The 21,032-nt window shown below is 62.1% G+C and carries 20 protein-coding genes; 9 read left to right on the top strand and 11 right to left on the bottom strand.

All coding sequences use genetic code 11. The features are described from left to right. Nucleotides 1-16 precede the first annotated feature (16 nt). From C4J91_RS16540 to C4J91_RS16530, 3 genes are read left to right on the top strand one after another with little or no spacing between them, the layout of a single operon-like run. Nucleotides 17-1,357: an ABC transporter substrate-binding protein gene (locus tag C4J91_RS16540; RefSeq protein ID WP_124363319.1), complete on the top strand. Its 1,341-nt coding sequence runs from the start codon at nt 17-19 to the stop codon at nt 1,355-1,357. A gap of 3 nt (nt 1,358-1,360) precedes the next feature. Further along, nucleotides 1,361-2,128 (top strand): ABC transporter ATP-binding protein, encoded by a 768-nt coding sequence (locus C4J91_RS16535; RefSeq protein WP_124363318.1) that lies wholly within the window; start codon nt 1,361-1,363, stop codon nt 2,126-2,128. A gap of 12 nt (nt 2,129-2,140) precedes the next feature. Further along, on the top strand, nt 2,141-3,535 hold the full coding sequence (locus C4J91_RS16530; protein WP_124363317.1) for an FAD/NAD(P)-binding protein: 1,395 nt from the start codon (nt 2,141-2,143) through the stop codon (nt 3,533-3,535). A 103-nt stretch (nt 3,536-3,638) separates the two neighbouring features. Here C4J91_RS16530 and C4J91_RS16525 read toward each other — a convergent pair whose 3' ends face one another. Genes C4J91_RS16525 through C4J91_RS16510 form a run of 4 tightly spaced genes read right to left on the bottom strand, consistent with a single transcriptional unit; the run spans nt 3,639 to nt 8,247 of the window. After that, the gene (locus C4J91_RS16525) at nt 3,639-4,883 is read right to left on the bottom strand and encodes an efflux RND transporter periplasmic adaptor subunit (RefSeq protein WP_124363316.1); all 1,245 of its coding nucleotides are present in this window, start codon (nt 4,881-4,883) and stop codon (nt 3,639-3,641) included. After that, complete coding sequence (locus C4J91_RS16520; RefSeq protein ID WP_124363315.1) at nt 4,873-6,351, bottom strand: TolC family protein; 1,479 nt, start codon at nt 6,349-6,351, stop codon at nt 4,873-4,875. The genes C4J91_RS16525 and C4J91_RS16520 overlap by 11 nt, the downstream gene beginning before the upstream one ends. Then, nucleotides 6,344-7,543 carry an ABC transporter permease gene (locus tag C4J91_RS16515; protein WP_124363314.1) on the bottom strand — a complete coding sequence of 400 codons (1,200 nt, stop codon included), beginning with the start codon at nt 7,541-7,543 and terminating at the stop codon, nt 6,344-6,346. Before C4J91_RS16515 ends, C4J91_RS16520 begins: the two co-directional genes overlap by 8 nt. Continuing rightward, a complete protein-coding gene (locus C4J91_RS16510; protein ID WP_124363313.1) occupies nt 7,540-8,247 on the bottom strand; it encodes an ABC transporter ATP-binding protein in 708 nt (235 codons plus the stop codon). The genes C4J91_RS16515 and C4J91_RS16510 overlap by 4 nt, the downstream gene beginning before the upstream one ends. Before the next feature lie 352 nt (nt 8,248-8,599). Here C4J91_RS16510 and C4J91_RS16505 point away from each other — a divergent pair, with 352 nt between their 5' ends. After that, nucleotides 8,600-9,352, top strand: a complete 753-nt coding sequence (locus C4J91_RS16505; RefSeq protein WP_124363312.1) for a TetR/AcrR family transcriptional regulator — start codon at nt 8,600-8,602, stop codon at nt 9,350-9,352. Nucleotides 9,353-9,518: 166 nt separating this feature from the next. On the opposite strand, the gene C4J91_RS16500 is transcribed toward C4J91_RS16505, so the two are convergent. Together C4J91_RS16500 and C4J91_RS16495 are read right to left on the bottom strand one after the other, a co-directional pair. Further along, complete coding sequence (locus C4J91_RS16500; protein WP_124363311.1) at nt 9,519-10,580, bottom strand: FUSC family protein; 1,062 nt, start codon at nt 10,578-10,580, stop codon at nt 9,519-9,521. A gap of 153 nt (nt 10,581-10,733) precedes the next feature. Further along, nucleotides 10,734-12,350, bottom strand: a complete 1,617-nt coding sequence (locus C4J91_RS16495) for an NADP-dependent glyceraldehyde-3-phosphate dehydrogenase (protein ID WP_124363310.1) — start codon at nt 12,348-12,350, stop codon at nt 10,734-10,736. 138 nt (nt 12,351-12,488) lie between these two features. Between C4J91_RS16495 and C4J91_RS16490 the strand changes: the two genes are divergently transcribed. Then, complete coding sequence (locus C4J91_RS16490) at nt 12,489-13,370, top strand: Dyp-type peroxidase (RefSeq protein ID WP_124363309.1); 882 nt, start codon at nt 12,489-12,491, stop codon at nt 13,368-13,370. Nucleotides 13,371-13,503: 133 nt separating this feature from the next. Next, complete coding sequence (locus C4J91_RS16485) at nt 13,504-14,877, top strand: MFS transporter (RefSeq protein WP_124363308.1); 1,374 nt, start codon at nt 13,504-13,506, stop codon at nt 14,875-14,877. On the opposite strand, the gene C4J91_RS16480 is transcribed toward C4J91_RS16485, so the two are convergent. Beyond that, a complete protein-coding gene (locus tag C4J91_RS16480; protein WP_124363307.1) occupies nt 14,872-15,381 on the bottom strand; it encodes a DUF3087 family protein in 510 nt (169 codons plus the stop codon). The genes C4J91_RS16485 and C4J91_RS16480 overlap by 6 nt on opposite strands. 114 nt (nt 15,382-15,495) lie before the next feature. Here C4J91_RS16480 and C4J91_RS16475 point away from each other — a divergent pair, with 114 nt between their 5' ends. Beyond that, entirely contained in the window at nt 15,496-15,675 is a 180-nt protein-coding gene (locus C4J91_RS16475) for a hypothetical protein (RefSeq protein WP_124363306.1), read from the top strand. 14 nt (nt 15,676-15,689) lie between these two features. Further along, on the top strand, nt 15,690-15,887 hold the full coding sequence (locus C4J91_RS16470; RefSeq protein ID WP_124363305.1) for a DUF6021 family protein: 198 nt from the start codon (nt 15,690-15,692) through the stop codon (nt 15,885-15,887). Between the two features lie 43 nt (nt 15,888-15,930). Here the strand turns inward: C4J91_RS16470 and C4J91_RS16465 are convergent, their stop codons facing one another. Continuing rightward, nucleotides 15,931-16,167, bottom strand: coding sequence for a DUF6555 family protein (locus C4J91_RS16465; RefSeq protein ID WP_124363304.1), 237 nt, complete (start codon nt 16,165-16,167; stop codon nt 15,931-15,933). A gap of 252 nt (nt 16,168-16,419) precedes the next feature. On the opposite strand from C4J91_RS16465, the gene C4J91_RS16460 reads away from it, so the two are divergent. Further along, complete coding sequence (locus C4J91_RS16460; RefSeq protein ID WP_124363303.1) at nt 16,420-17,172, top strand: outer membrane beta-barrel protein; 753 nt, start codon at nt 16,420-16,422, stop codon at nt 17,170-17,172. 229 nt (nt 17,173-17,401) lie between these two features. Here C4J91_RS16460 and C4J91_RS16455 read toward each other — a convergent pair whose 3' ends face one another. The 3 genes from C4J91_RS16455 to nuoM all read right to left on the bottom strand — a co-directional run bounded on the left by C4J91_RS16455 (nt 17,402) and on the right by nuoM (nt 20,997). Then, nucleotides 17,402-17,716, bottom strand: coding sequence for a DNA-binding transcriptional regulator (locus C4J91_RS16455; RefSeq protein WP_124363302.1), 315 nt, complete (start codon nt 17,714-17,716; stop codon nt 17,402-17,404). A gap of 277 nt (nt 17,717-17,993) precedes the next feature. Continuing rightward, complete coding sequence (gene nuoN, locus C4J91_RS16450; protein ID WP_124363301.1) at nt 17,994-19,457, bottom strand: NADH-quinone oxidoreductase subunit NuoN; 1,464 nt, start codon at nt 19,455-19,457, stop codon at nt 17,994-17,996. Nucleotides 19,458-19,464: 7 nt separating this feature from the next. Next, nucleotides 19,465-20,997, bottom strand: a complete 1,533-nt coding sequence (gene nuoM / locus C4J91_RS16445; protein WP_003232072.1) for an NADH-quinone oxidoreductase subunit M — start codon at nt 20,995-20,997, stop codon at nt 19,465-19,467. Nucleotides 20,998-21,032 lie beyond the last annotated feature (35 nt).

Genomic DNA, 21,032 nt, shown 5'->3' with positions numbered 1-21,032 from the left:
CCTCAAGAGAATCTCCATGCGTGCATCCTTGAAACGTTCCCTGGTCGGCACCGCGTTCGCGCTGGCGGCCTTGGCTGGCGCCGTGCCCCAGGCCATGGCCTCGCCCGACCAGCAATTCATTCCCCTGGCGACCTACCGTGTCGGTGCCTATGCCTCCAGCGGCGTGCAGGTGTGGGCCGGGATGATCGACTACCTGCGCTATATCAACGAAGTCGAAGGCGGCATCAACGGCGTGAAGCTGGTGTGGCAGGAGTGCGAGACCGAGTGGACGGCGGAGAAGGGCATCGAGTGCTACGAGCGCTTCAAGAATGGCCTGGACGGCGCGCCAGTCGCGGTGTACCAGCCCAACGGCGCGCCGGCGGCCTACGCACTCAGCGAACGGGCGGAAGTCGACAAGATCCCGCTGATCACCTTGGGTTACGGGCGCACCGAAGCCACCGATGGCACGGTATTTCCCTACAACTTCCCGGTGATGCTGACCTTCTACAGCGAGGCCTCGACCCTGGTGAACTACATCGCCGAGCGCGAAGGCGGTTTTGACAAACTCAAGGGCAAGAAGATCGCCACGGTCTATCACGACTCGGCCTACGGTCGCGAAACCCTCGGCCCGTTGAAGCTGCTTGCCGAAAAATACGGTTTTGAAAATATCCAGATCCCGGTGGCTGACCCCGGCAACGAGCAGTCGGCGCAGTGGCGCCAGGTCCGCCAGGCCAATCCGGACTGGGTATTCCTGCGCACCTGGGGCGTATCCACCCCGGTGGCAGTGAAGACGGCGGCGCGCTTCGGCTTCCCGGTCGACCATATCATCGGCGATATCTGGGCCAGTTCCAGCGAAGACGTGTTACCCGCCGGCGTCGCCGCCAAAGGCTACCTGGCGCTTACGCCGTACCCGGCAGGCAGCGACTTCGAGATCCACAAACGCCTCAAGCAGTACGTCCTCGACAAGGGCCACAGCGACCTCAAGGACCTGAAAAACTTCGGCAGTGTTTACTACAACTCAGGCCTGGTGAACGCCGCCGTGGCGGTAGAGGCGATCCGCACCGGCCAGGCCCGCTTCGGCAAGCGCCCGCTCAATGGTGAAGAAGGCCGCTGGGGCCTGGAACACCTGAATATCGACGATGCGCGCCTCAAAGACATGGGCTACCTGGGCCTGATGCAGAACCTCAAGCTGTCCTGCCGCGACCACGAGGGCGGCGGCTCGGCGCGGGTGCAGCAGTGGGACGGTGCCAACTGGGCGCTGATCAGCGACTGGATCGCCGCTGACCGTGCGCTGTTGCGTCCGCTGATCGATGAAAAATCCGCCGCGTTCGCCAAGGAAAAACACCTGACGCCACGCACCTGCAACGGGGATGAATAAACCATGAACCAGCCTGCCATTGAGCCAGGGCGCCCGGCGTTGCTGACGGTCGACGACATCGAGGTGATCTATGACGGTGCGATCCTGGCGGTGGCCGGGGTGTCGCTGAGTGTGCCCAAGGGCGCCATTGTTGCGTTGCTCGGCGCCAATGGCGCCGGCAAGAGCACCACCCTCAAGGCCATTTCCGGGTTGGTGCGGGCCGAGCGCGCCGAAGTCAGCCGTGGCCGCATCGAATACGCCGGCCGCGACTTGGCGGGTGTGGACCCCAGCCAGCGCGTGCGCCAGGGCATGGTGCATGTGCTGGAAGGCCGTCATGTGTTCGGCCAGCTCACGGTGGAAGACAACCTGCGCAGCGGCGGCTTCGTGCGGCGCTTGAGCCGCAAGGAACTGGCCAGCGACCTGGAGCGCATCTACACTTGGTTCCCCCGGCTCAAGACCAAGCGCCACACCCGCGCCGGGCTGACCTCCGGGGGCGAGCAGCAAATGGTCGCCATTGGCCGGGCGTTGATGACCCGTCCTGCGCTGGTGCTGCTCGACGAGCCATCGATGGGGTTGGCGCCGATGATCGTGCAGGAGATCTTCGCGATCATTGCCCAGCTCAACCGCGACGAGCAGGTGAGCTTTCTGATCGCTGAGCAGAACATCAACGTCGCGCTCACCTATGCGTCCCACGGGTACGTATTGGATACTGGGCGGGTGGTGTTGAGTGGCAGTGCCCCCGAGCTGTTGGCACGGGGTGATTTGCATGACATTTATCTGGGTAAACGCTAAGGGCGAACGTGCATGAGTGAATCGATCCGCAACGCTGATGTACTGATCGTCGGCGGCGGCCTGAGCGGTACGATGCTGGCGGTGCAATTGCTGCGCCTGCCAGGCCGGCGGCGCATCCTGGTGATTGAGCCGCGCGCGGAACTGGGGCGAGGCGAGGCCTACAGTGCGGTCGAGCTGGGCCACACCTTGAACGGCAATGCGGCGCGCATGAGTGTCGACCCGGACAATGCCGATGACCTGACCCAATGGCTCACCGCCTACATCGACGCCGGGGGGTGGCCGCAGGCGGCGCAGCAGCCGGTGCCCATCAGCGAGCTGTTCCCGCCACGCGGGATATTTGGCCTGTATGTGCAGCAGCGCCTGGCTGAGGCCAAGGCGCTGTCGGCTTCCACGGTCGAGCATGTCCGTGCAGAGGTGGTCGACTTACAGGTTGAGGCTGCCGGCACCTTGGTGTCCCTGGATAACGGCGAACGCCTGCGTGGCACCTTTGCGGTATTGGCCACCGGCATGTTCCCGGCGGCACGCACGCCGCAGACTGAATCCAGCGGCTTGAACGCTGCGGCGCTGGACCCCTGGGACGTACCGGCGATGACCCGGCTCGACCCGCATTCGACCGTGCTGATCATCGGCTCCGGGCTGACCATGGTGGATGCCGTGGTGTCCCTCGAACAGGCCGGGCACCGTGGGCCGATCGAGGTGTTTTCGCGCCATGGTCTGTTGCCCCATGTGCGCCGCCAGCCGCCGAGCTGGGACGACTTTCTTGGCGCTGATCACCGGCTGCGCAGCCCTCGGCAGCTGGTGCGTGAGGTGCGGCGGCAATGCCGCATCGCGCTCGACCAGGACGTCGATTGGCAGGCGCCGCTGGACACGGTGCGGGTGCACATCGCAAGGCTGTGGAGTCAGGCCAGCGACCGCGAAAAACGCCAGTTCGTGCGGCATGTGCGGCCGTGGTGGGAAAGCCATCACCACCGTTCGCCGCCGTTGAGTGCGCAGTTGGTGGAACGCTTGCATGCAGAAGGACGCCTGCAGATTCACGCGGCGTCGTTCAAGGGGCTGGTGCCTTCGGCCAGCGGTGTGGCGATTCGCCTGCGCCATCGCGGCGAGCAGGCGCTCACCCAGGTGCACGGAGCGGCGCTGATCAACTCCAGCGGCATCGAATACGACTGGCGCCGCGTGGCCAGGCCGTTGCCGCAGCAATTGCTCAAGCGCGGGTTGATCCAGCCGGGGCCGTTGGCGCTGGGGATTGCGGCGGATGCCTGCGGTGCAGTGCTCGATGCTCAGGGCCAGGTGAGCGGGCGGCTGTTCGCCATGGGCCCGCCATTGCGCGGGATGTGGTGGGAGAGTACGGCGGTGACCGATGTGGCGATTCAGGCCAAAGCGCTGGCCTTGAAACTGACCCAAATCTAAATGTGGGAGGGGGCTTGCCCCCGATGAGGGTATATCAGCCACTGCACCTGTGACTGATTCACCGCCATCGGGAGCAAGCCCCCTCCCACAGTTGGATCTTCATTTATCTTGAGGTCTTTACCAGTCCGGGCTTGAGGCCGAACACCTCAATCCCTTGAGCAGTCGATTGCCCGGTCGTTACCTTTACCCGCTCCACCGGTTTATCCATCGCCGCTCGGTACTCGACGGTGCCGTCCGGGCCGATCGCCTCGCTCGGCACCACAATCGCCTGCGCATTGTTGTAAGTCACAATGGTCAAGCGCGCGCTCATCCCCAGCCGCACCCGCTGCAATTGCCGCGGCGTGAGCCTGGGAATCGACAAGGTCACCGCAAACTGCGCGCTGCCCTGGCTGTCGTTGGCGATCGCCAGGCCACTGACCACGCTCACCGAGCCCGTCAGGCGCTCACCGTCAAACCCATCGCCCATGACTTCCACCGCCTGCCCTTGATGCAGTTGGTTGATGTCCAGTTCAGAGACCTTGGCGACGATTTTCAAACGCTCGATATTGGCCAGGCCGAACAACACCTGGCCCTGGCTGACCTTGCTGCCGGCTTGTACCGGTGCGTTGTTAGTGCTGCCGCCCTGGGACGTGGTGCTGTTGCCGGGCGCGGGCACCACGATGCCGGAGAAGGGCGCCTTGACCTCCTTGCCTTCGAGCAGGGTGTGCAGGGCGTCATATTTGACCGTGGCGTTGGTCAGCTCCATATCGGCGATCTGCCGGTATACGCCCTTGCCCTGCTCCAGCGCCTGTTGCAGTTCGCTGCGCGCCGCTGTCAGGTCCAGCTGTTGCTGCTGGGTCTGTTGCTTGAGGTCGTCGAGCTCGTTGCGCGGGATGATGCCGCGCTTGAACAGGTTCTCGCTTTCAGTGAGTTTGCGCTGGGTATTGCCGGCGGTCATTTCTGCGGTGCGCAGGCTGCGCCGGGCACGGCTGACGGCGGCGCTGCTGTCCCAGTCCTGCATTTCCTGCACGGTGCGCCGGGCCTTGAGCTGGGCCGAGAGGGCTTCGCGCAGTTGCACTTCGAGGGTGGCCGGGTCCATGCGCAACAGCACCTGGCCGGCCTCGACGCGTTGGCCTTGCTCGACCAGGTTGGCCAAGACATTGCCGTCGAACGGCGCGGTGAGCGTGATGGTGGTGTCGGGTTCGATCTTGCCCACCAGGCCGATCTGGTGCACCAACGGGTCGGGCTTCACCGCCAGCCATTGTTCACGGGTGGCCGGCCCTTCGGCCGGGCTGCGCAGGGCCAGCCCCACCGCTGCCAGCAGCACGATCAACCCAGCACCCAGCAGGCGTTTGCGATTAGTAGTCATTGAGGGCGATTTCCCAGCTTTCCAGGGTCATGCCCAGCGTCAAGTCAAGCTGGGTCTGAGCGTTCAAATAAGCGATCAGCGCATTGAGTCGCGCGTTTTCGGCGTTGCGCAGGTCAGTCTCGAAGCTCAGCACCTGAAAGTTGGTGGAGCGCCCGGCGCTGAGTTTTTCCCGTTCGATCTCGATCTTGCGCCGCGACAGCTCCACGGCGCGCTGGGAGATTTCATATTGGCGCCAGCGGGTGCCGAGGTCGCGCACCACGTCGTTGACGTTGCGTTCCAGTTCCTGGCGGGCGTCGGTGATGCGGATTTCCTGGTCCTCGACATTCACCCGCGCGCGTACTTCTGCCTGGCGCGTGCTGATGTCACCAATGGGGATCTGCACCTGTACCCCGGCGTAGCTGTCCCAGGTGCGGTTATTGGTACGGCCGTTATCGTTATCGTAGGCGTCGCGCACCTGATTCGCACCGGCTACCAGGTCAACTTGCCAACGCCCGGAGTCCTTGGCGATCACCAGGTTCAGGTCGGCTTGCTGGCTGCCCAGCAGGGCGGCGAGGTATTCCGGTTGCTGGGTTTGCGCGAGGTTGAACGCCTGGCGCCTGTCGATTTGCATGGGCCTGGCCTCCAGGGCTTCGGTGGCGCGAATCGGCGTGGACAGGTCCAGGGCCAGCAGGCGCAGCAGGGCCAGGCGACTGGTATCCAGTTGGTTCTGCGCTTCTTCGACGCCCAATTGCTGGGTGGCGATGTCGGCTTCGGTCTGCACGATCTCGAACTCGGCCATGCGCCCGGCGCTGATCAATGCCTTGTTCACCTCCAGCAGGGTGTTGGAACGCTTGAGCGCATCCTGGACGATCACCTGTTGTTCCTGGGCCCGCAGCAGCTCGCGGTAGGTCGCGATGATCTGGCTGATGGTTTGCGCCACGGTGGCCTTGAGGTTGAGACGGTTGGCCTGCTCCGCCAGGCGCGACAGGCGCAGCGGCGCCGTGGTGGCGTCCCAGCCGGCGCCGCGCATCAGCGGCTGGATGACGGCCAGGTCAAGGCCGTCGCTGCGGTAACGGCCGGCACGGTCGGCGTTGTTCAGTTGCTGGGTCCAGGCCATGCTCAAACGGGTGCCGTATTCGCCGAGCAGGCTGGTGGACGGTGCGAGGTTGGCGTTGCGCGCGCTGTCCTGGGAACCGCGTGTGCCACGGTAATAACTGTTGAGGATGAGCTTGGGGTTGAACACGTCTTCGGCGACCCGCAGGTCGAACTTCTGCGCGACCCGCTGCAGGTAAGCGCTGCGGATCGCCGGGTTGTTGCGCAGGCCCAGGTACACGGCGTCGCCCAGGGTCAAGGTCGTCACCTGGGCGTTCAGCGATACGCCGCGGTCATAGCCGCTGCGGGTGCTGCTGGGCGCCGAGGGTTTGACGACCACGTCGGCCGCCATGCCGGGCAGGCTGATCAGCGCCAGCAGCAATAGCCCTTTATTCATCGCGCAAGGCCTCCACCGGTTGCAACCGTGAGGCCGAGACCGCCGGGTAGATGCCGAAGAACAGACCCACCAGCAACGTACTGCCGACGCCCAGGGGCAGGGCGGCCACCGCCAGGGAAAATGCCCAGCCCGAAAGCCACGCGTAGAACCAGGCGGCGGTCATGCCCAATACCGCGCCGCACAATGCGCCAACGGCAGTCAAGCTGACGGCTTCGAGCAGGAACAGGTTGCGGATATCCCGCTGGCGCGCGCCCAGGGCCATGCGGATGCCGATCTCACGGCGCCGTTCTGAAACGTTCATCAGCATCACATTCATCACCCCGACACCGCCGCCCACCAGCGAAATCGCGCCGAGGGCCAACAGCAGATAGGCGAAGGTGCGGCTTTGGCGGGTCATGCCGTCGATCATTTGCTGGGGTACGGTGATGTCGACCGTGTGCTCGGTCAATTGCGGTTGCAGCGCGGCGGCGGCGTCCCGCGCCACACGTTCCATGTCTTGTCCAGGCTGGGCGCGGATGATCACATTGTTGATCTGCGGGCTGGCGAGGATACGCCGCATGCCCTCGACGGGAATGAACAGCGATTCATTGGCTTGCACCGGCATCAGCATCGCGCGGGGCTGGTTGTGCAGGATGCCGATGATCAGGAACAGGTAGTCGTTGATGCGCACGCGGTCGCCCAGTTTGAGCGGCTCACCGGGTGCGCCGAGCGTCTGGGCGACCTGGTCACCGATCACCCCATAGGTTTCATTGGCATCGAAGGCGGACAGGAAACGCCCCTCGCGCAGCGCCAGGCGCATGGCGGCGTGCACATCGGGGGTGCTGCCGACGAAGTTGGCATTGGCGCTGCGGCCATGGAACACGATGGGCCCGCTGAACAGGCTGAGCGCGCCGATATGGGCGATGCCCGGCACAGCCTGGCGCACCGGTTCCAGGTCAATCTGGCTGCGCATCGCTACGTTGCTGGTGCCTTTGGGCGGGAACTGGACGATCAGGGTGTCGGTGCCCATGTCCTTGAAAATCATCGCGGCGTCCATCGCGGCGTTATGGCCGATATTGATCAACGCCACCACCGATGAACTGCCGATCACGATACCCAGCAGGGCCAGCACCGAGCGTTTGCCCAGGGTGCGCAGGCTGATGAACGCTTCATGCAGCAGTTGGCTCAGGCTCTGCTCGACCCGCAGGCTCATCGGCGCTGGTCCTCGTGCACTACGCCGTTGCTCACTCGGATCTTGCGCTCCAGCCGCCCGGCGATCTGCGCGTCGTGGGTGACGATGATCAGCGTTACCTGTTGCTCGCGATTGAGGGTGAGGAGCAGGTCCATGATGTCTTGGGCGGTGCTGCTGTCGAGGTTGCCGGTGGGTTCGTCGGCGAGGATGACCGAGGGCTTGCCGACCAGCGCCCGCGCGATGGCGACGCGCTGGCGTTGACCACCGGAGAGGTCGGCGGGGCGATGGTGGGCGCGCTCGGCCAGGCCGACTTGCTCGAGCATGCGCAAGGCCTGCTCCACCGATTCATGGCGAGATACGCCACGATAACTGAGGGGGAGTGCGACGTTGTCGAGGGCGCTGAGGCGCGGCAGCAGGTTGAAGCTCTGGAACACGAAACCGATCTGCTGGTTACGGATCGCCGCCAGTTCATCCGCCGTGGCGTTGAAAATGTCATGGCCGGCGAAGTGGTACTGGCCGCAGTTGGGCAAGTCCAACAGGCCGAGGATATTGAGCAGGGTGCTTTTGCCGGAGCCGGATGCGCCGAGGATGCCGCAGCTGTCACCGCTGGCGATGGACAGGCACACGTCATTCAGAATCGACAACTGTTGCCCGGCAAGCTGATAGCTTTTGCCGATGCCTTGCAGGGAAATCAAGCTGGGGTGCGCGGGGGTCTCGGTCATCATGACTACGCCTGCAGTCTCGACGGTCTTGGGTGGCCCTGCAAATGTTTGTAACAAGTTTGCGGGGCTGCCGATGCCGTCACCGACTAGTTTAATTTCTTGTTTTTAAAAAATTGTTTGAATAGTAACCGCGTTCAATCGGCTTCGCCAGCTATGGATGTAGAGCGGTTTGTTGCGTTGAGACGACGTTTGCGCAGGCCTCGCGAAGGGTTGAAAATCCGTTGGCGGCCATGAATATTCTCGCATGCAAGGCTTTTGCTCATATGGCACCGTGTCATTACTTGCTTTCGAACGAAGGCCCCGGTATAAAAAATCAAATTATTTTTTAAAACAATATTTCCCCCGTGGAACCCTTATGGCCGCGAAGAAGCTCAGCGCTCCAAACATTACCAAGACTCGACTGCTGGATGCGACAGAGGCGCTCTTTATTAAGTACGGATATGACGCGGTTTTATTACGGCAGATTACCGAGCGCGCCCAGGTCAACCTGGCTGCGGTGAACTATCACTTCGGGGACAAGGACTCCCTGATGAAAACCCTGCTGATGCAGCGCCTCGAGCCGCTCAACGAGCAGCGCCTGGAATTGCTGGCGCGTTGCGAGGCCGAGTCCGATGGCCCGCTGGACTGCGACACGCTGCTTGGCGTGCTGTTCGCCCCGGCCATGGGCCTGGAACGCAGCGATCCGGCCAGTGGGGAAGGGCGTTCCTTCATCCGTTTTCTCGGTCGGGTGTACAGCGACACCTCGCCGTTTATCCAGGAATACCTCAAGGTGCATTACCAGCCGGTGTTCCAGCGTTTTTTCGAGGCGTTCGCCCTGGCATTGCCGGATTTGCCACGCAATGAACTGGGCGTGCGCCTGCAATTTGCGCTCAAGGCGATTTCCGGGGTGATGGCCGGCACTGAATTGCGCCTGCTGATGAACTCCATGAGCCTCGGGCGCCCGGCGACGGATGCCGAAGTGATGGCCAAGTTGATCACCCTGGTGTCGGCGGCCATTCGTGTGCCGCAGCAGAGCGCTGAGGCCGAAACGGCCTTGGCCAAAGTGCTGGAGACCCAGCGGGCGATTCGTGAGCAGACGACGGCACCTGCCGGCAAGGTCGCGCGCTAGGTCAAATCCAGGGCAAAAAAAAGCCCGCTGGGGCGGCGGGCTTGATATGCAACGTTTGTAACGGATGAGGCTTCACACTACGTCTCGGCTTGTGAATAAAACGTGAAAAATATGTAAGAGAAAGTGTGAATACGTTAATGCGAGCAAACTTACCCAACGGCCTTCTCTAGATTTTCCAGCGAGGGGCACTTTTCGCCAGCCGTTGGCGCATCTGATCCACGTTATCCGCCAGTTGTACGGTCAACAATCGATAACCATCCAGCGCACTGTATACGGGTGCATCCAGTGTGGTTTGGGTGCCGCTGGCGGTATGAGGGCGTTGCAGACGCTCCGTAACGCCCGATTTCAACGCCCGTGCCATTCCCACCAACTGCACCCGAATCTGCCGATGCTCGGCCTTGAGCATCACGCGCATCCGCGCGGTAGCTTGCTCATCACGCGGGTCCGGTCGGGTATTGCCAAGAATCTCCAGGGTGCTGATGCACATGCGCAGGTGCCGCTGGAGTTTATCCAGCTCGGTCATGGAAATCCGCACTTCCTTGGACACCGACGGCATGAGCGAGCGCAGCTGCAGCATGGCCGCGTTCAAGCGGTTGAGCAGTTTGAGATGTTCATCATCGGTGACCGATTGGCCATTGATGATCCGGCTATAGATCGCTGCACAATCGCGCAGGGCACTGGCCAGGTTGTAGCGCCACGAATACACCGCGTACAGCGGCAGGGCGAAGGAAAACGCCAGGGCCAGTGCGATGCCGATCAGGATATCGACGGTGCGCCACAACCCATCCGAGATCGGGTTGTCGCCGTGCCCGGCCACGATGAACACCGTGATCGCCGACAGCAGCGCGATATAGCCGCCCTTGCCGATGGCGTGGTAGGAAAAGAACCCGCACACCGCGGACATCAATAAGTAGGTGAGCAGCGGCATACCCAGCCAGGCATGTTGTACCACCACCAACAAGCCGACACTGGCCCCGATCAACGTGCCGTAGGCGCGTTCCACAGCTTTCTTGCCGATATTGCCGTGGTGCTGCAGCCCGCCGATCACAATCAGCATGGTCACCGACGCCCACTCACCATGGGGCAGGTTGATGCCGGTGGTCAGCAGGATCGTCGCCAGCAAGCCGATGGACACGCGTACCGCGTGGATCAGCTTGGCATGGCGATAGCGGCGGTACGGGTCGAGCACGGGGCGCAGCAGGCGCCGGGCGAGCATAGGCAGGTTCATCGGTAGTAAAGGGGCCTCATCCATCAGGGTAAACTCGGTCAAACAATGTGGGAGGGGGCTTGCCCCCGATGACGGTGTGTCAGCTAACAGACTCTTTACTGATCCACCGCCATCGGGGGCAAGCCCCCTCCCACATTCAGATCGGCGTTGTGCTTAGAAAATGTAGTCGGTGCTGATGAAGCTCGAGTCACGGTTGCGCAGGATATCGCTGAGCAACGCCTTGTTGCTCTCCTGGAACTTGGTCGCGACCAAGGTGCGGATCGAGAACACACGCAGCGCGTCATGTACCGACAACGTGCCCTCGGCCGAGTTCTTGCGCCCGTTGAAGGGGAAGGTGTCCGGCCCGCGTTGGCACTGAGCGTTGATATTGATCCGGCCGACCTGGTTGGCGAAGGTATCCACCAGGCGTCCGACCTCGACGGGGTTGGTACCGAAAATGCTCAACTGCTGGCCGAAATCCGAGTCCAGCACGTAGTCGATTACGGTATCCAGGTCACGGTAGGGCACGATCGGCACGACGGGGCCGAATTGTTCTTCGTGGTACACGCGCATCTGCGGGCTCACCGGGTACAGCACCGCCGGGTAGAAGAACGACCCACGGCGGGTGCCACCATTGGCATTCACCACCTGGGCGCCATGCTGTGTGGCATCGGCCACCAGGTCGTTGAGGTAATCGACTTTGCCCACTTCCGGCAGCGGGGTCAGCGCAACGCCGTCATCCCAGGGCATGCCGGGTTTCAAGGTGGCCAGCCTGGCGTTGAATTTTTCGATAAAACTGTCGACCACCGCCTCATGCACAAACAGGATTTTCAACGCCGTGCAACGCTGGCCGTTGAACGACAGCGAGCCGGTAAGCGCTTCGCTGACCGCGTTATCAAGGTCGACCTCGGGCAGCACGATGCCGGGGTTTTTCGCATCCAGGCCCAATGCGGCGCGCAGGCGGTGAGGTTTAGGATGCAGTTTTTTCAGGTCGCTGGCGGCTTTGTTGGTGCCGATGAAGGCAAAGATATCGATCTTGCCGCTGGCCATCAGCGCGCTGACGGTTTCGCGGCCGCTGCCGTAGATCACGTTGATCACCCCGGCCGGGAAGCTATCGCGGAACGCTTCCAGCAACGGGCGGATCAACAGCACGCCGAGCTTGGCCGGCTTGAACACCACGGTATTGCCCATGATCAGTGCCGGGATCAGCGTGGTGAAGGTCTCGTTGAGCGGGTAGTTATATGGCCCCATGCACAGCGCCACGCCCAGCGGTACGCGGCGGATTTGCCCCAGGGTGTCCTGTTCCAGTTCGAAGCGGCTGCTGCGCCGGTCGAGTTCCTTGAGGGCGTTGATGGTGTCGGTGATGTAGTCACAGGTGCGGTCGAACTCTTTCTGCGAGTCCTTGAGGTTCTTGCCGATCTCCCACATCAGCAGCTTGACCACCGCGTCGCGCTGTTCGCGCATGCGCCGCAGGAAGGCTTCCACATGCTGGATGCGCTCGGCCACGCGCAGGGTCGGCCATTCACCCTGGCCCCGGTCATACGCGCGCACGGCAGCGTCGAGGGCGGTGAGGGCGGTCTCGGCATCCAGCAGCGGGGTACTGCCGATGTGCACGCGTTCATCGCCAAGTTGCACCGGGCTTTGGATACGCGCCAACGGGCCATTCCACACCCGCAACTGGCCGTCGACCAGGTAATCACGCTGTTCAATCGGCGCGCCTAGGCGAAACGCCTCGGGAATGTCGGCGGTGGAGGCGGGAAACAACTGGGCGAGCAGGTTACTGGTGGTCATGGCGCTACCCCTGGAATAGTTGCAAATCATGACTAGAGAGTCACCCATACCGAGGCTCTGTGGCAAGGCTTGCGCGCTTTCCCCTGCGCATTCCGGGTGCTTCGGGATAAACTGCGCGGCTTTCTTGAAGGAGTTCACATGAGTCAGTACCAGCCGGGCATTCTTGCCGCACCGGTGCCGTTGCAGGCACGCCATCTGTTTTTTGCCATTGAGTCACCGCAGGCCTTGCCCGCTGCGCTGGACGCACTGGTGCAGTTGACGGATTCCGCGGCGGTGGTCGGTCTCGGTGAGCCGCTGGTAAACGCATTGGGTGCACGCATCGCAGGGCTGCGTAGCTTCCCGGCCCTCAGCGGCCCGGGTGCGCATAACCCCTCTACCCAGCAGGCCCTGTGGGTATGGCTGCATGGCGTGGACCGGGGAGAATTGTTGCTGCGCAGCCGCGCGTTCGAAAAAGCCCTGGCGCCGGCGTTGCGCCTGGTACAAATGACCGAAGGCTTTCGCTACAAGACCGGTTTCGACCTGACCGACTACGAAGACGGCACCGAGAATCCCCACGACGACGCGGCCGTTGAAGCGGCCCTGACGGACAGCGGCGCCAGCTTCGCCGCTATCCAGCAATGGCAGCACGACCTCGACGGTTTCGCCGCGCTACCGGCCCAGGAGCGCGACCACATCATCGGCCGCCGCCATGGCGACAACGAAGAGCTCGACGACGCCCCCCAATTTGCCCACACCAAGCGCACCGCACAGGAAAGCTTCACCCCGGAGGCCTTCGTGGTGCGTCGTTCGATGCCATGGGCCGAGAACGGCCAGGCGGGGCTGATGTTTCTCGCGTTCGGGCATTCCTTCGATGCATTCGAAGCGCAACTGCGCCGCATGAGTGGCCTGGAAGACGGGATTGTCGATGGTTTGTATCGCATCAGCACACCGTTGACCGGTGGCTACTACTGGTGCCCGCCGTTGAAACAGGGGCATTTGGACCTGAGCGCGATTACCCCGGCTACGCCGATCCACAGGTGACAGCTTGCCCCCTGAAGCCCGGGCCAGGCCTGGCCTCGGCGAACATGAAAAAATTGACAGCCACGCCAATGACCGCTGAAAAAAATCCGCACTGGCCGTAATCTAAGCGCCTTGCCACCCGTGCGGATTGTTCATGTCTTCTGTTGCCGATGGGCTGCCCCTCAATAAACGCTTGCCGGCCGTGATTGCCCTGTCCTTGGGCATCGGCATGGCGACCCTCGACACCGCCATCGTCAATACCGCCTTGCCGACTCTGGCAGAGGGTATTGGCACTGACTCGGCTTCGGTGATCTGGGTGGTCAACGCCTACCAGTTGGCGATTGTCGCGACGGTGCTGCCGTTCGCGGCGCTGAGCGATGTACTGGGGCATCGCCGCGTGTACCTGGGCGGGTTGCTGCTGTTCATTGTTTCGTCGTTGTTGTGCGGGCTGGCCGATTCGCTACTGACCCTGACCGCCGCACGGGTGGCGCAGGGCCTGGGGGCGGCGGCGCTGATGAGCGTCAACACCGCGTTGCTGCGGCATATCTACCCCGCAAACATGCTCGGGCGTGGCCTGGGCTATAACTCGCTGGTGGTGGGGCTGGCGTTTACCTTGGGCCCGACCGCTGCGTCGGCGATCCTTTCGGTCGCCACCTGGCACTGGCTATACCTGATCAATGTGCCGTTGGGGCTGCTGGCCCTCGGCTTGGGTCTGCGTTCGTTACCCGTGCTGCCAATCATGGGTCACGCTTTCGACCGCTTGGCGGCGCTGTTGTGCGCAGGCTTGTTCGCTTTGCTGGTCTTGGGATTGGGCGCCGCCGTGCATGGCGCACAGGGCGCGCTGACCCTGGGACTGATCGCGCTGGCGCTGGTGTTCGGCGCGTTGCTGCTGCGCCGCGAGGCCGGGCACCCGGCGCCGATGCTGGCGGTGGATTTGTTCAAGCGCCCGGTGTTTGCATTGTCTTCGTTGACGGCGATCTGTGCCTTCAGTGCCCAGGGGCTGGCGTTTGTGGCGCTGCCGTTTCTGTTGCAGACGACGCTGGGCCACAGCCAAGTGGAAACTGGTTTTCTGATGACACCGTGGCCGGCCGTGGTGGCGGTCATGGCCTTGATCGCAGGGCGCCTGGCCGATCGCGTGTCACTGGGCCTGCTGTGCGGCATTGGCTTGTTGATGCTCAGCGTCGGCATGGCCGCGCTGGCCACCTTGGGCACTGACGCCTCGGCTTTCGAGATCGGCTGGCGCATGGCCCTCTGCGGCGCCGGTTTCGGCTTTTTCCAATCGCCCAACCTCAAGGCCTTGATGACCAGCGCACCGTTGGCTCGCAGCGGCGGGGCCAGTGGCATCGTGGCGATCTCGCGGCTGCTGGGGCAGACGTTGGGCGCATCGTTGGTAGCGTTGTGTTTTCATCTGTTCGTGGACAGCGGCCCGCAATACGCACTGTGGCTGGGGTGCGTGTTCGCGCTGGCCGGGGCCGTGGCCAGCGGCCTGCGTTTATTGCCCTATAAACGCACGGATCAGCCTTTATAGCTGTAGCCACGCCGGATCGAGGCGGGTCTGTTCGGTATCGATGCCCAGTGCCTGCATTTTCGCCGCATGCGCGTCGATCTCATCGGCCAGTTGCGCCTGGGCGCTGGAGTTGGCATCCAGGGCATGCATCTGCGTCAGGCCCAGGTGGTAGAAGCGCAGCAGCTTGATCGCGCTGGGGTCATTGGCCTGGACCCGTTCGCTGACCTTATGCATCACATTGGTCACGCTCATCAGGCTACGCTTGAGCTGCCAGCCGTATACCGCCGGCGCCAACCACGCCTGGTTCCAGAACGGGCCGCGTACCAGGGCGACGGTGATCAATACCCCGGCAAACACCCCGCCGACATTGAAGCGTAAGTTATCACCGCCCGGTTCACCGAACAGCATCACCGCCAGGCTCGACAGCAACATCGCCAGAGCCAGGAACACCACAGCGACGATCAGCGTGCTGCGGCGGGTCTGCTGCCGGTAGACAGCGGGGTCACAAGGTTTGAGTTCGAACATTCGGGTCGGGCCTCCAGCACGGGAGGGCATATTCTCATGCTTGAAGCAATCAAGTTGAACGATGGCCACAAGGGGTTCCTCTAAATCCATGAAGTCCCCATGAGGTAAGCCATCATGTCCGAACACAAGCAACCGCCGCCTGGCACCCCCGATCCTGATCGCACGCCCGGTGAAGAGGAGCGCGATAACGATGCACTGCGCCCTAATGACCCGGCGGAACGTCAAGACAACGACGACGTGGAACGGGTCGAACACGACCTGGAAAACCTTCACGACAAAGCTCGCCCGCTGTAAGCAAGGAGGTCTTCATGAGTAATCCCCCGAACGGTCCGCGTTCCGACGAACACGCCAGCGGTAACGATGAGTTGGGTTTCGACCCTGACTCGCCTGACCTGTCTGACCCGCAGGTCGACCCCGTCGGCCCGGCCATCGCGCCGCTGGACAAGCAAAAAGAGCAGCCGGAAAAAAAGCCGCCCTACGATCCGCTGGGCGACTTGAAGAAGTGAACCAGGCCCCGCACTTTGCGGGGCTTTGTTTATTTGGAGGGGTTTATTTTGGAGGGTTCCAGCTCACGTCAGTGATGCCGTACTTTTCAGCCCAGGGTCGGGTGGTTTTCTTTACTTGCTCGTGCCCCACGCGGCCGATGCGGCTGACGTGTGCAATGTCGGCATCGACGGCCGCCCAATGCCAAGCTTCGGTGCTGTTCATCACCTCGGCGCGTACCACGAAAGACTTGGGTTTACCGTGCAGTTGATAGTGGATGGTGTAGATCTTAGCGGTACTCATGTTGCCTCCCTGTCTTGTTATAGATGGATAGGTAGGCGCGCGGAAAGGTTCATTCAAAATCACAATTCGCAGCGGCACTTGCGCGGGGACTTGAACACCGGGGCCGGCCCGATAGCGAAGAGTATTGAACTAGAGCCTTCGCTGAACCGTTTTTTGTCCATTTTGGTGCAAATCCGTTCGAACTTTTTGCAAGCGCCGAGGTTCGAACCGATTCCTGAATACTTTGCCCACTCAAAAATGGAGATGTAAACGATGTCCAAACTATTCGGAAAATTTCTCAAGAACACCTCGCTGCTGGCCTTGGTAGCAGCACCAACCGTGGTGTTCGCAGCACCGTCCACCGACCCGATTTCCACCTTCGGGATTCTCGGCAGCTATAACGACTTCAAACTTGAAGGCGGTAGCGACAGCGACAAGGAGCACATGCCCGAGGCGGGCCTGTTCTATAACTTCGGCAACAAGCTCACCGCTGAATCCGGCTTTATCTACCAGGCCGGTATCGAAGCCAAGTACGGTGAGAAAAGCGACAACAAACTCAAGGAAGGCCAGGCCGACCTCGACCTCGGCTGGCGTGCCGCGCTGGATGCGCGCAACTTTGTCGACGTGATCGTCGGCGGTGGCTACACCTGGACCCGTTATGAACCGGACACCAATGGCTACGACATGAAGCTCACCAATAAGTCGCCGTTCGCCAAGGCGGCCCTGGGCTACAACCACCAGTTCGATGACATGACCCTGCGCGTTGAAGCCGGCGCCCGTCATACCATCGATGGTCGCGCCAAACTCAAGGTGGATGGCGTCGGCAGCGACAGCGTCGACCTCAAGGACCGCACCAACCCATACGCCGAAGTAAGCCTGCTGATGAACCAGAAGGGCGACCTGCCGGTGATGGCGGGCCTTTACTACACCCGTACCGAGTACAAGCTCGATGACGACTCCTATGTGGCCGACAATACCAAGCTCAAGCGTGATGAGTATGGCTTCAAGGTCGGTATCGCGTTCTGACGCTGTAGCCCTGTAAAAAAACGCCCCGAACTGTCGGGGCGTTTTTTTTTGCAGCTGTTTCAGATCAGCCCAGTTGATCGTTCCCCCGCTCCGCGTGGGAATGCATCCCGTGACGCTCCGCGTCACCCTTGCGCAAGTGCCGGATCTTGCGCTTAAAGCAGGACGCGGAGCGTCCCGGGTGGCATTCCCACGCAGAGCGTGGGAACGATCATGTGAACCAATTTGCAGGTCAGCCCAGTGCCGCCAGTTGCGCCACGGTCTCGGGAAAACGCGCCACCAGTCGTATCAACGTGACAGCCTGTGCATTGGGCTTGGCGCGGCCCTGTTCCCAGTTCTCCAGGGTGCGGGTATTGGTGCGCAGATACATGGCGAATACCGAGCGGGAGAGGTTGAGTTGCTGGCGTACGGCGATTACCTCATCAGCGGTGAGTGGCGCCAGCTTGTTGAGGTGGACTTTGTGGGTGCGCAGGGTGATTTTGCCCTGGCGTTCATCGGCCAGGGCGTCGAAGCCTTCGATTAGCTCTGAAGCGGTATTGCGAGTCATAGTCGCTCCTACGTAGATTGCGTATGAGCGGGTCACTCTAAGAAAGGAAGTTGGGACCGTATGTCAGACGGAGTTGTGTATTAGGTAAGGCGCTTCCGTAGTGCCCGTTCAGGCGCCTTCGCGGGCAAGCCCGCTCCTACATTTGGAATGCATACCCCTGTGGGAGTGGGCTTGCCCGCGAAGACGATAGTGGTTGCACTGCATCTCTATTGTTTCCCTCTGAGACGCAAAAACGGCGCCCAAAGGCGCCGTTCTTTTACTGCATCAACCTAAATGATCAAACCCCCAGCACCGCATGCTGCACCAACGTCAGCAACGGTTGCGGATACACGCCCAGGAAGAAGGCGAGCAGGGCGATGGCCAGCAGCATCACGCCGCCGGCCTTCTGTTCCCAATGCAGCTCGGCATCCACACGGCGCAGGTTCGGCTCGATCAGGTACAGGGTGACCATCACGCGCAGGTAGTAGAACACGCCGATGGCGCTGCCCAGGACCAGGGACGCGACCAGCCACCACTGGTGGGCCTCGACGCCGGTGGCGACGATGTAGAACTTGCCGATAAAGCCGGCAGTCAGTGGGATACCCGCCAGGGACAGCATCATCACGGTGAGTACGGCTGTCAGGTACGGACGGCGCCAGAACAAGCCGCGGTATTCGTACAGGGCGTCGGCGTCACGGCCTTTGTACGGCGAGGACATCAGGGTGATCACGCCGAATGCGCCAAGGCTGGTGATCACGTAGGTGACCAGGTACACGCCGATGGCTTCCACGGCCAGGCCTTTGCTCGCCACCAGGGCGATCAGAAGGTAGCCGAAGTGAGCGATGGACGAGTAACCGAGCAGACGCTTGAGGTTGTTCTGGGTCAGCGCCAGCAGGTTGCCGAACAGGATCGACGCGATGGCGATCACAGTCAGTACATTGCTCAGCACGCCGGTATTGGCGGCAGGCGAGATCTGGAACAGACGCACCATCACCGCAAACACGGCCACTTTCGACGCAGTGGCCAGGAATGCGGCCACAGGCGCCGGGGCGCCTTCGTACACGTCCGGGGTCCACAGGTGGAACGGCACCAGCGACAGCTTGAACGCCAGGCCGATCAGCATCATCGCCAGGCCCAGTTGGGCAATCGGCGCAGGGCTGTTGGTGGCGGCCAGGGCGTGGCCGATACCGGTGAAGCTCAAGCTGCCGGCTTCGGCGTAGAGCAGGGCCATGCCGAACAACAGGAACGCGGAACCGGCAGCCGACAACACCATGTACTTGATGCCGGCTTCCAGGGAGCGCTTGTTGAAGAAGGCGTAGGCCACCAGGCCGTAGGTCGGGATCGACAGCAGCTCCAAGCCGATGAACAAGCCGGCCAGGTGCTGCGCGCTGACCAGCACGATACCGCCGGCCACTGCCAACAGGATCAGCAGGTACAGCTCTTCCTTGTTGCCTGGGTACCCGGTGCCGCCTTCGCCGAGGTAGGCGTGGGCGAGGGTGACGCAGGCCAGGGTCGCGACCAGGATCAGCGCGATATACAGCAGCGCGAAGTCATCGACCATCATCAATGGCGTGACCGCCAGTGGTGCGACCTTGAGGGCCGGAATGATCGACAGCAGGGCCAGGTTCAAACCGGCACAGGACAGCAGGAACGTTTGCGAATGATTGCGGCGCCAGGCGATCGCCAGCATCACCACCACGATGGTGAGGCTGGTGATCAGCAGCGGCGCAAGCGCGATAAAGTGTTGGATCGTGAATTCCATAGCGCTCTTACCGGGCCGAAGCGAGTTGAGAGAAGGCGGTGCCGAACCACTGCTGCACGCCATGCATCGTTGCGGCAGAAGTGTCCAGGAACGGCTGTGGGTATACGCCGATGTAGATCAGCAGTACCGCCAGACCGAGCACCATGATCAGTTCGCGCGCATCCATCCCTTGCAGGACGGTGTCGGACTTGGCCGGGCCGAAGTAGGCGCGGTGGATCATGATCAGCGAGTAGACCGAACCGAACACCAGGCCGGAGGTAGCAATGGCGCTGATCCACGGCGTCTGCACGAAGGCACCCATCAGGATCAGGAACTCGCCGATGAAGTTACCGGTACCCGGCAAGCCCAGCGATGCAGCGGCGAAGAACAGGCTGATTGCCGGCAAGTACGCGATGCGCGACCACACCCCACCCATTTCACGCATGTCACGGGTGTGCAGGCGCTCATACAGCTGGCCACTCAGGATAAAGAGTGCAGCGGCCGAGACACCGTGGGCCAACATCTGGATCACCGCGCCCTGCAGCGCCAGCTGGCTGCCGGAGTAGATGCCGATCAGTACGAAACCCATGTGGGAAACGGACGAGAAGGCGATCAGGCGCTTGATGTCGGTTTGCGCGAAGGCCAGGAACGCACCGTAGAAGATCCCGATCAGACCCAGGGTCATGGCGATCGGCGCGAACTCGGCCGAGGCATTCGGGAACAGCGGCAGGGCGAAACGCAGCAGGCCGTAGGCAGCGGTTTTCAGCAGGATACCGGCCAGGTCCACGGAGCCGGCGGTCGGCGCCTGGGCGTGGGCGTCGGGCAACCAGGAGTGGAACGGCACCACCGGCAGCTTCACCGCGAAGGCGATGAAGAAGCCCAGCATCAGGATGTACTCGGTGGTCAGCGACATCTTGGTTTTCAACAGGTCGGCGTAGTTGAACGTGATCACGCCCGTGCTGTTGAAGTTGACCAGGACTAGACCGAGGATCGCCACCAACATGATCAGGCCGGAAGCCTGGGTGAAGATGAAGAACTTGGTCGCCGCGTAGATCCGGGTTTTTTTGCCGTCCGAAGAACTGTGACCCCAGAGCGCGATGAGGAAGTACATCGGCACCAGCATCATTTCCCAGAAGAAGAAGAACATGAACAGGTCCAGCGCCAGGAACACGCCGACAACGCCGCCCAGGATCCACATCAGGTTCAGGTGGAAGAAGCCCACGTGACGCTGGATTTCTTTCCAGGAGCAGAGTACCGAGAGGATACCCAGCAGGCCGGTCAGCAGGATCATCAACAGCGACAGGCCGTCGAGGGCCAGGTGCACGTTGATGCCGAAGCGCTGGATCCATACGTGCTTGAATTCAAGCGCGAAGGTCGGGTCGACACCCGGAGCGGGGGCGAATGAATAGTCGCCATGGGCCCACAGCCAGAGGCCGAGTGCGAGTTCCAGGGACATGGTCAGCAACGCAATCCAGCGGGGGAGGGTGGCGCCGAAGCGTTCACCCATCCAGCAGAGCAGGCCGCCGATAAAGGGGATCAGGATTAGCCAGGGCAGAATCATGACGGGCTCGTTTCCTTTCGCAAGTTCGCAAAGTA

It is taken from the genome of Pseudomonas sp. R3-52-08 (genome assembly GCF_003851745.1).
Lineage (GTDB): Bacteria > Pseudomonadota > Gammaproteobacteria > Pseudomonadales > Pseudomonadaceae > Aquipseudomonas.
This window is presented reverse-complemented; position numbering and strand designations above follow the sequence as displayed.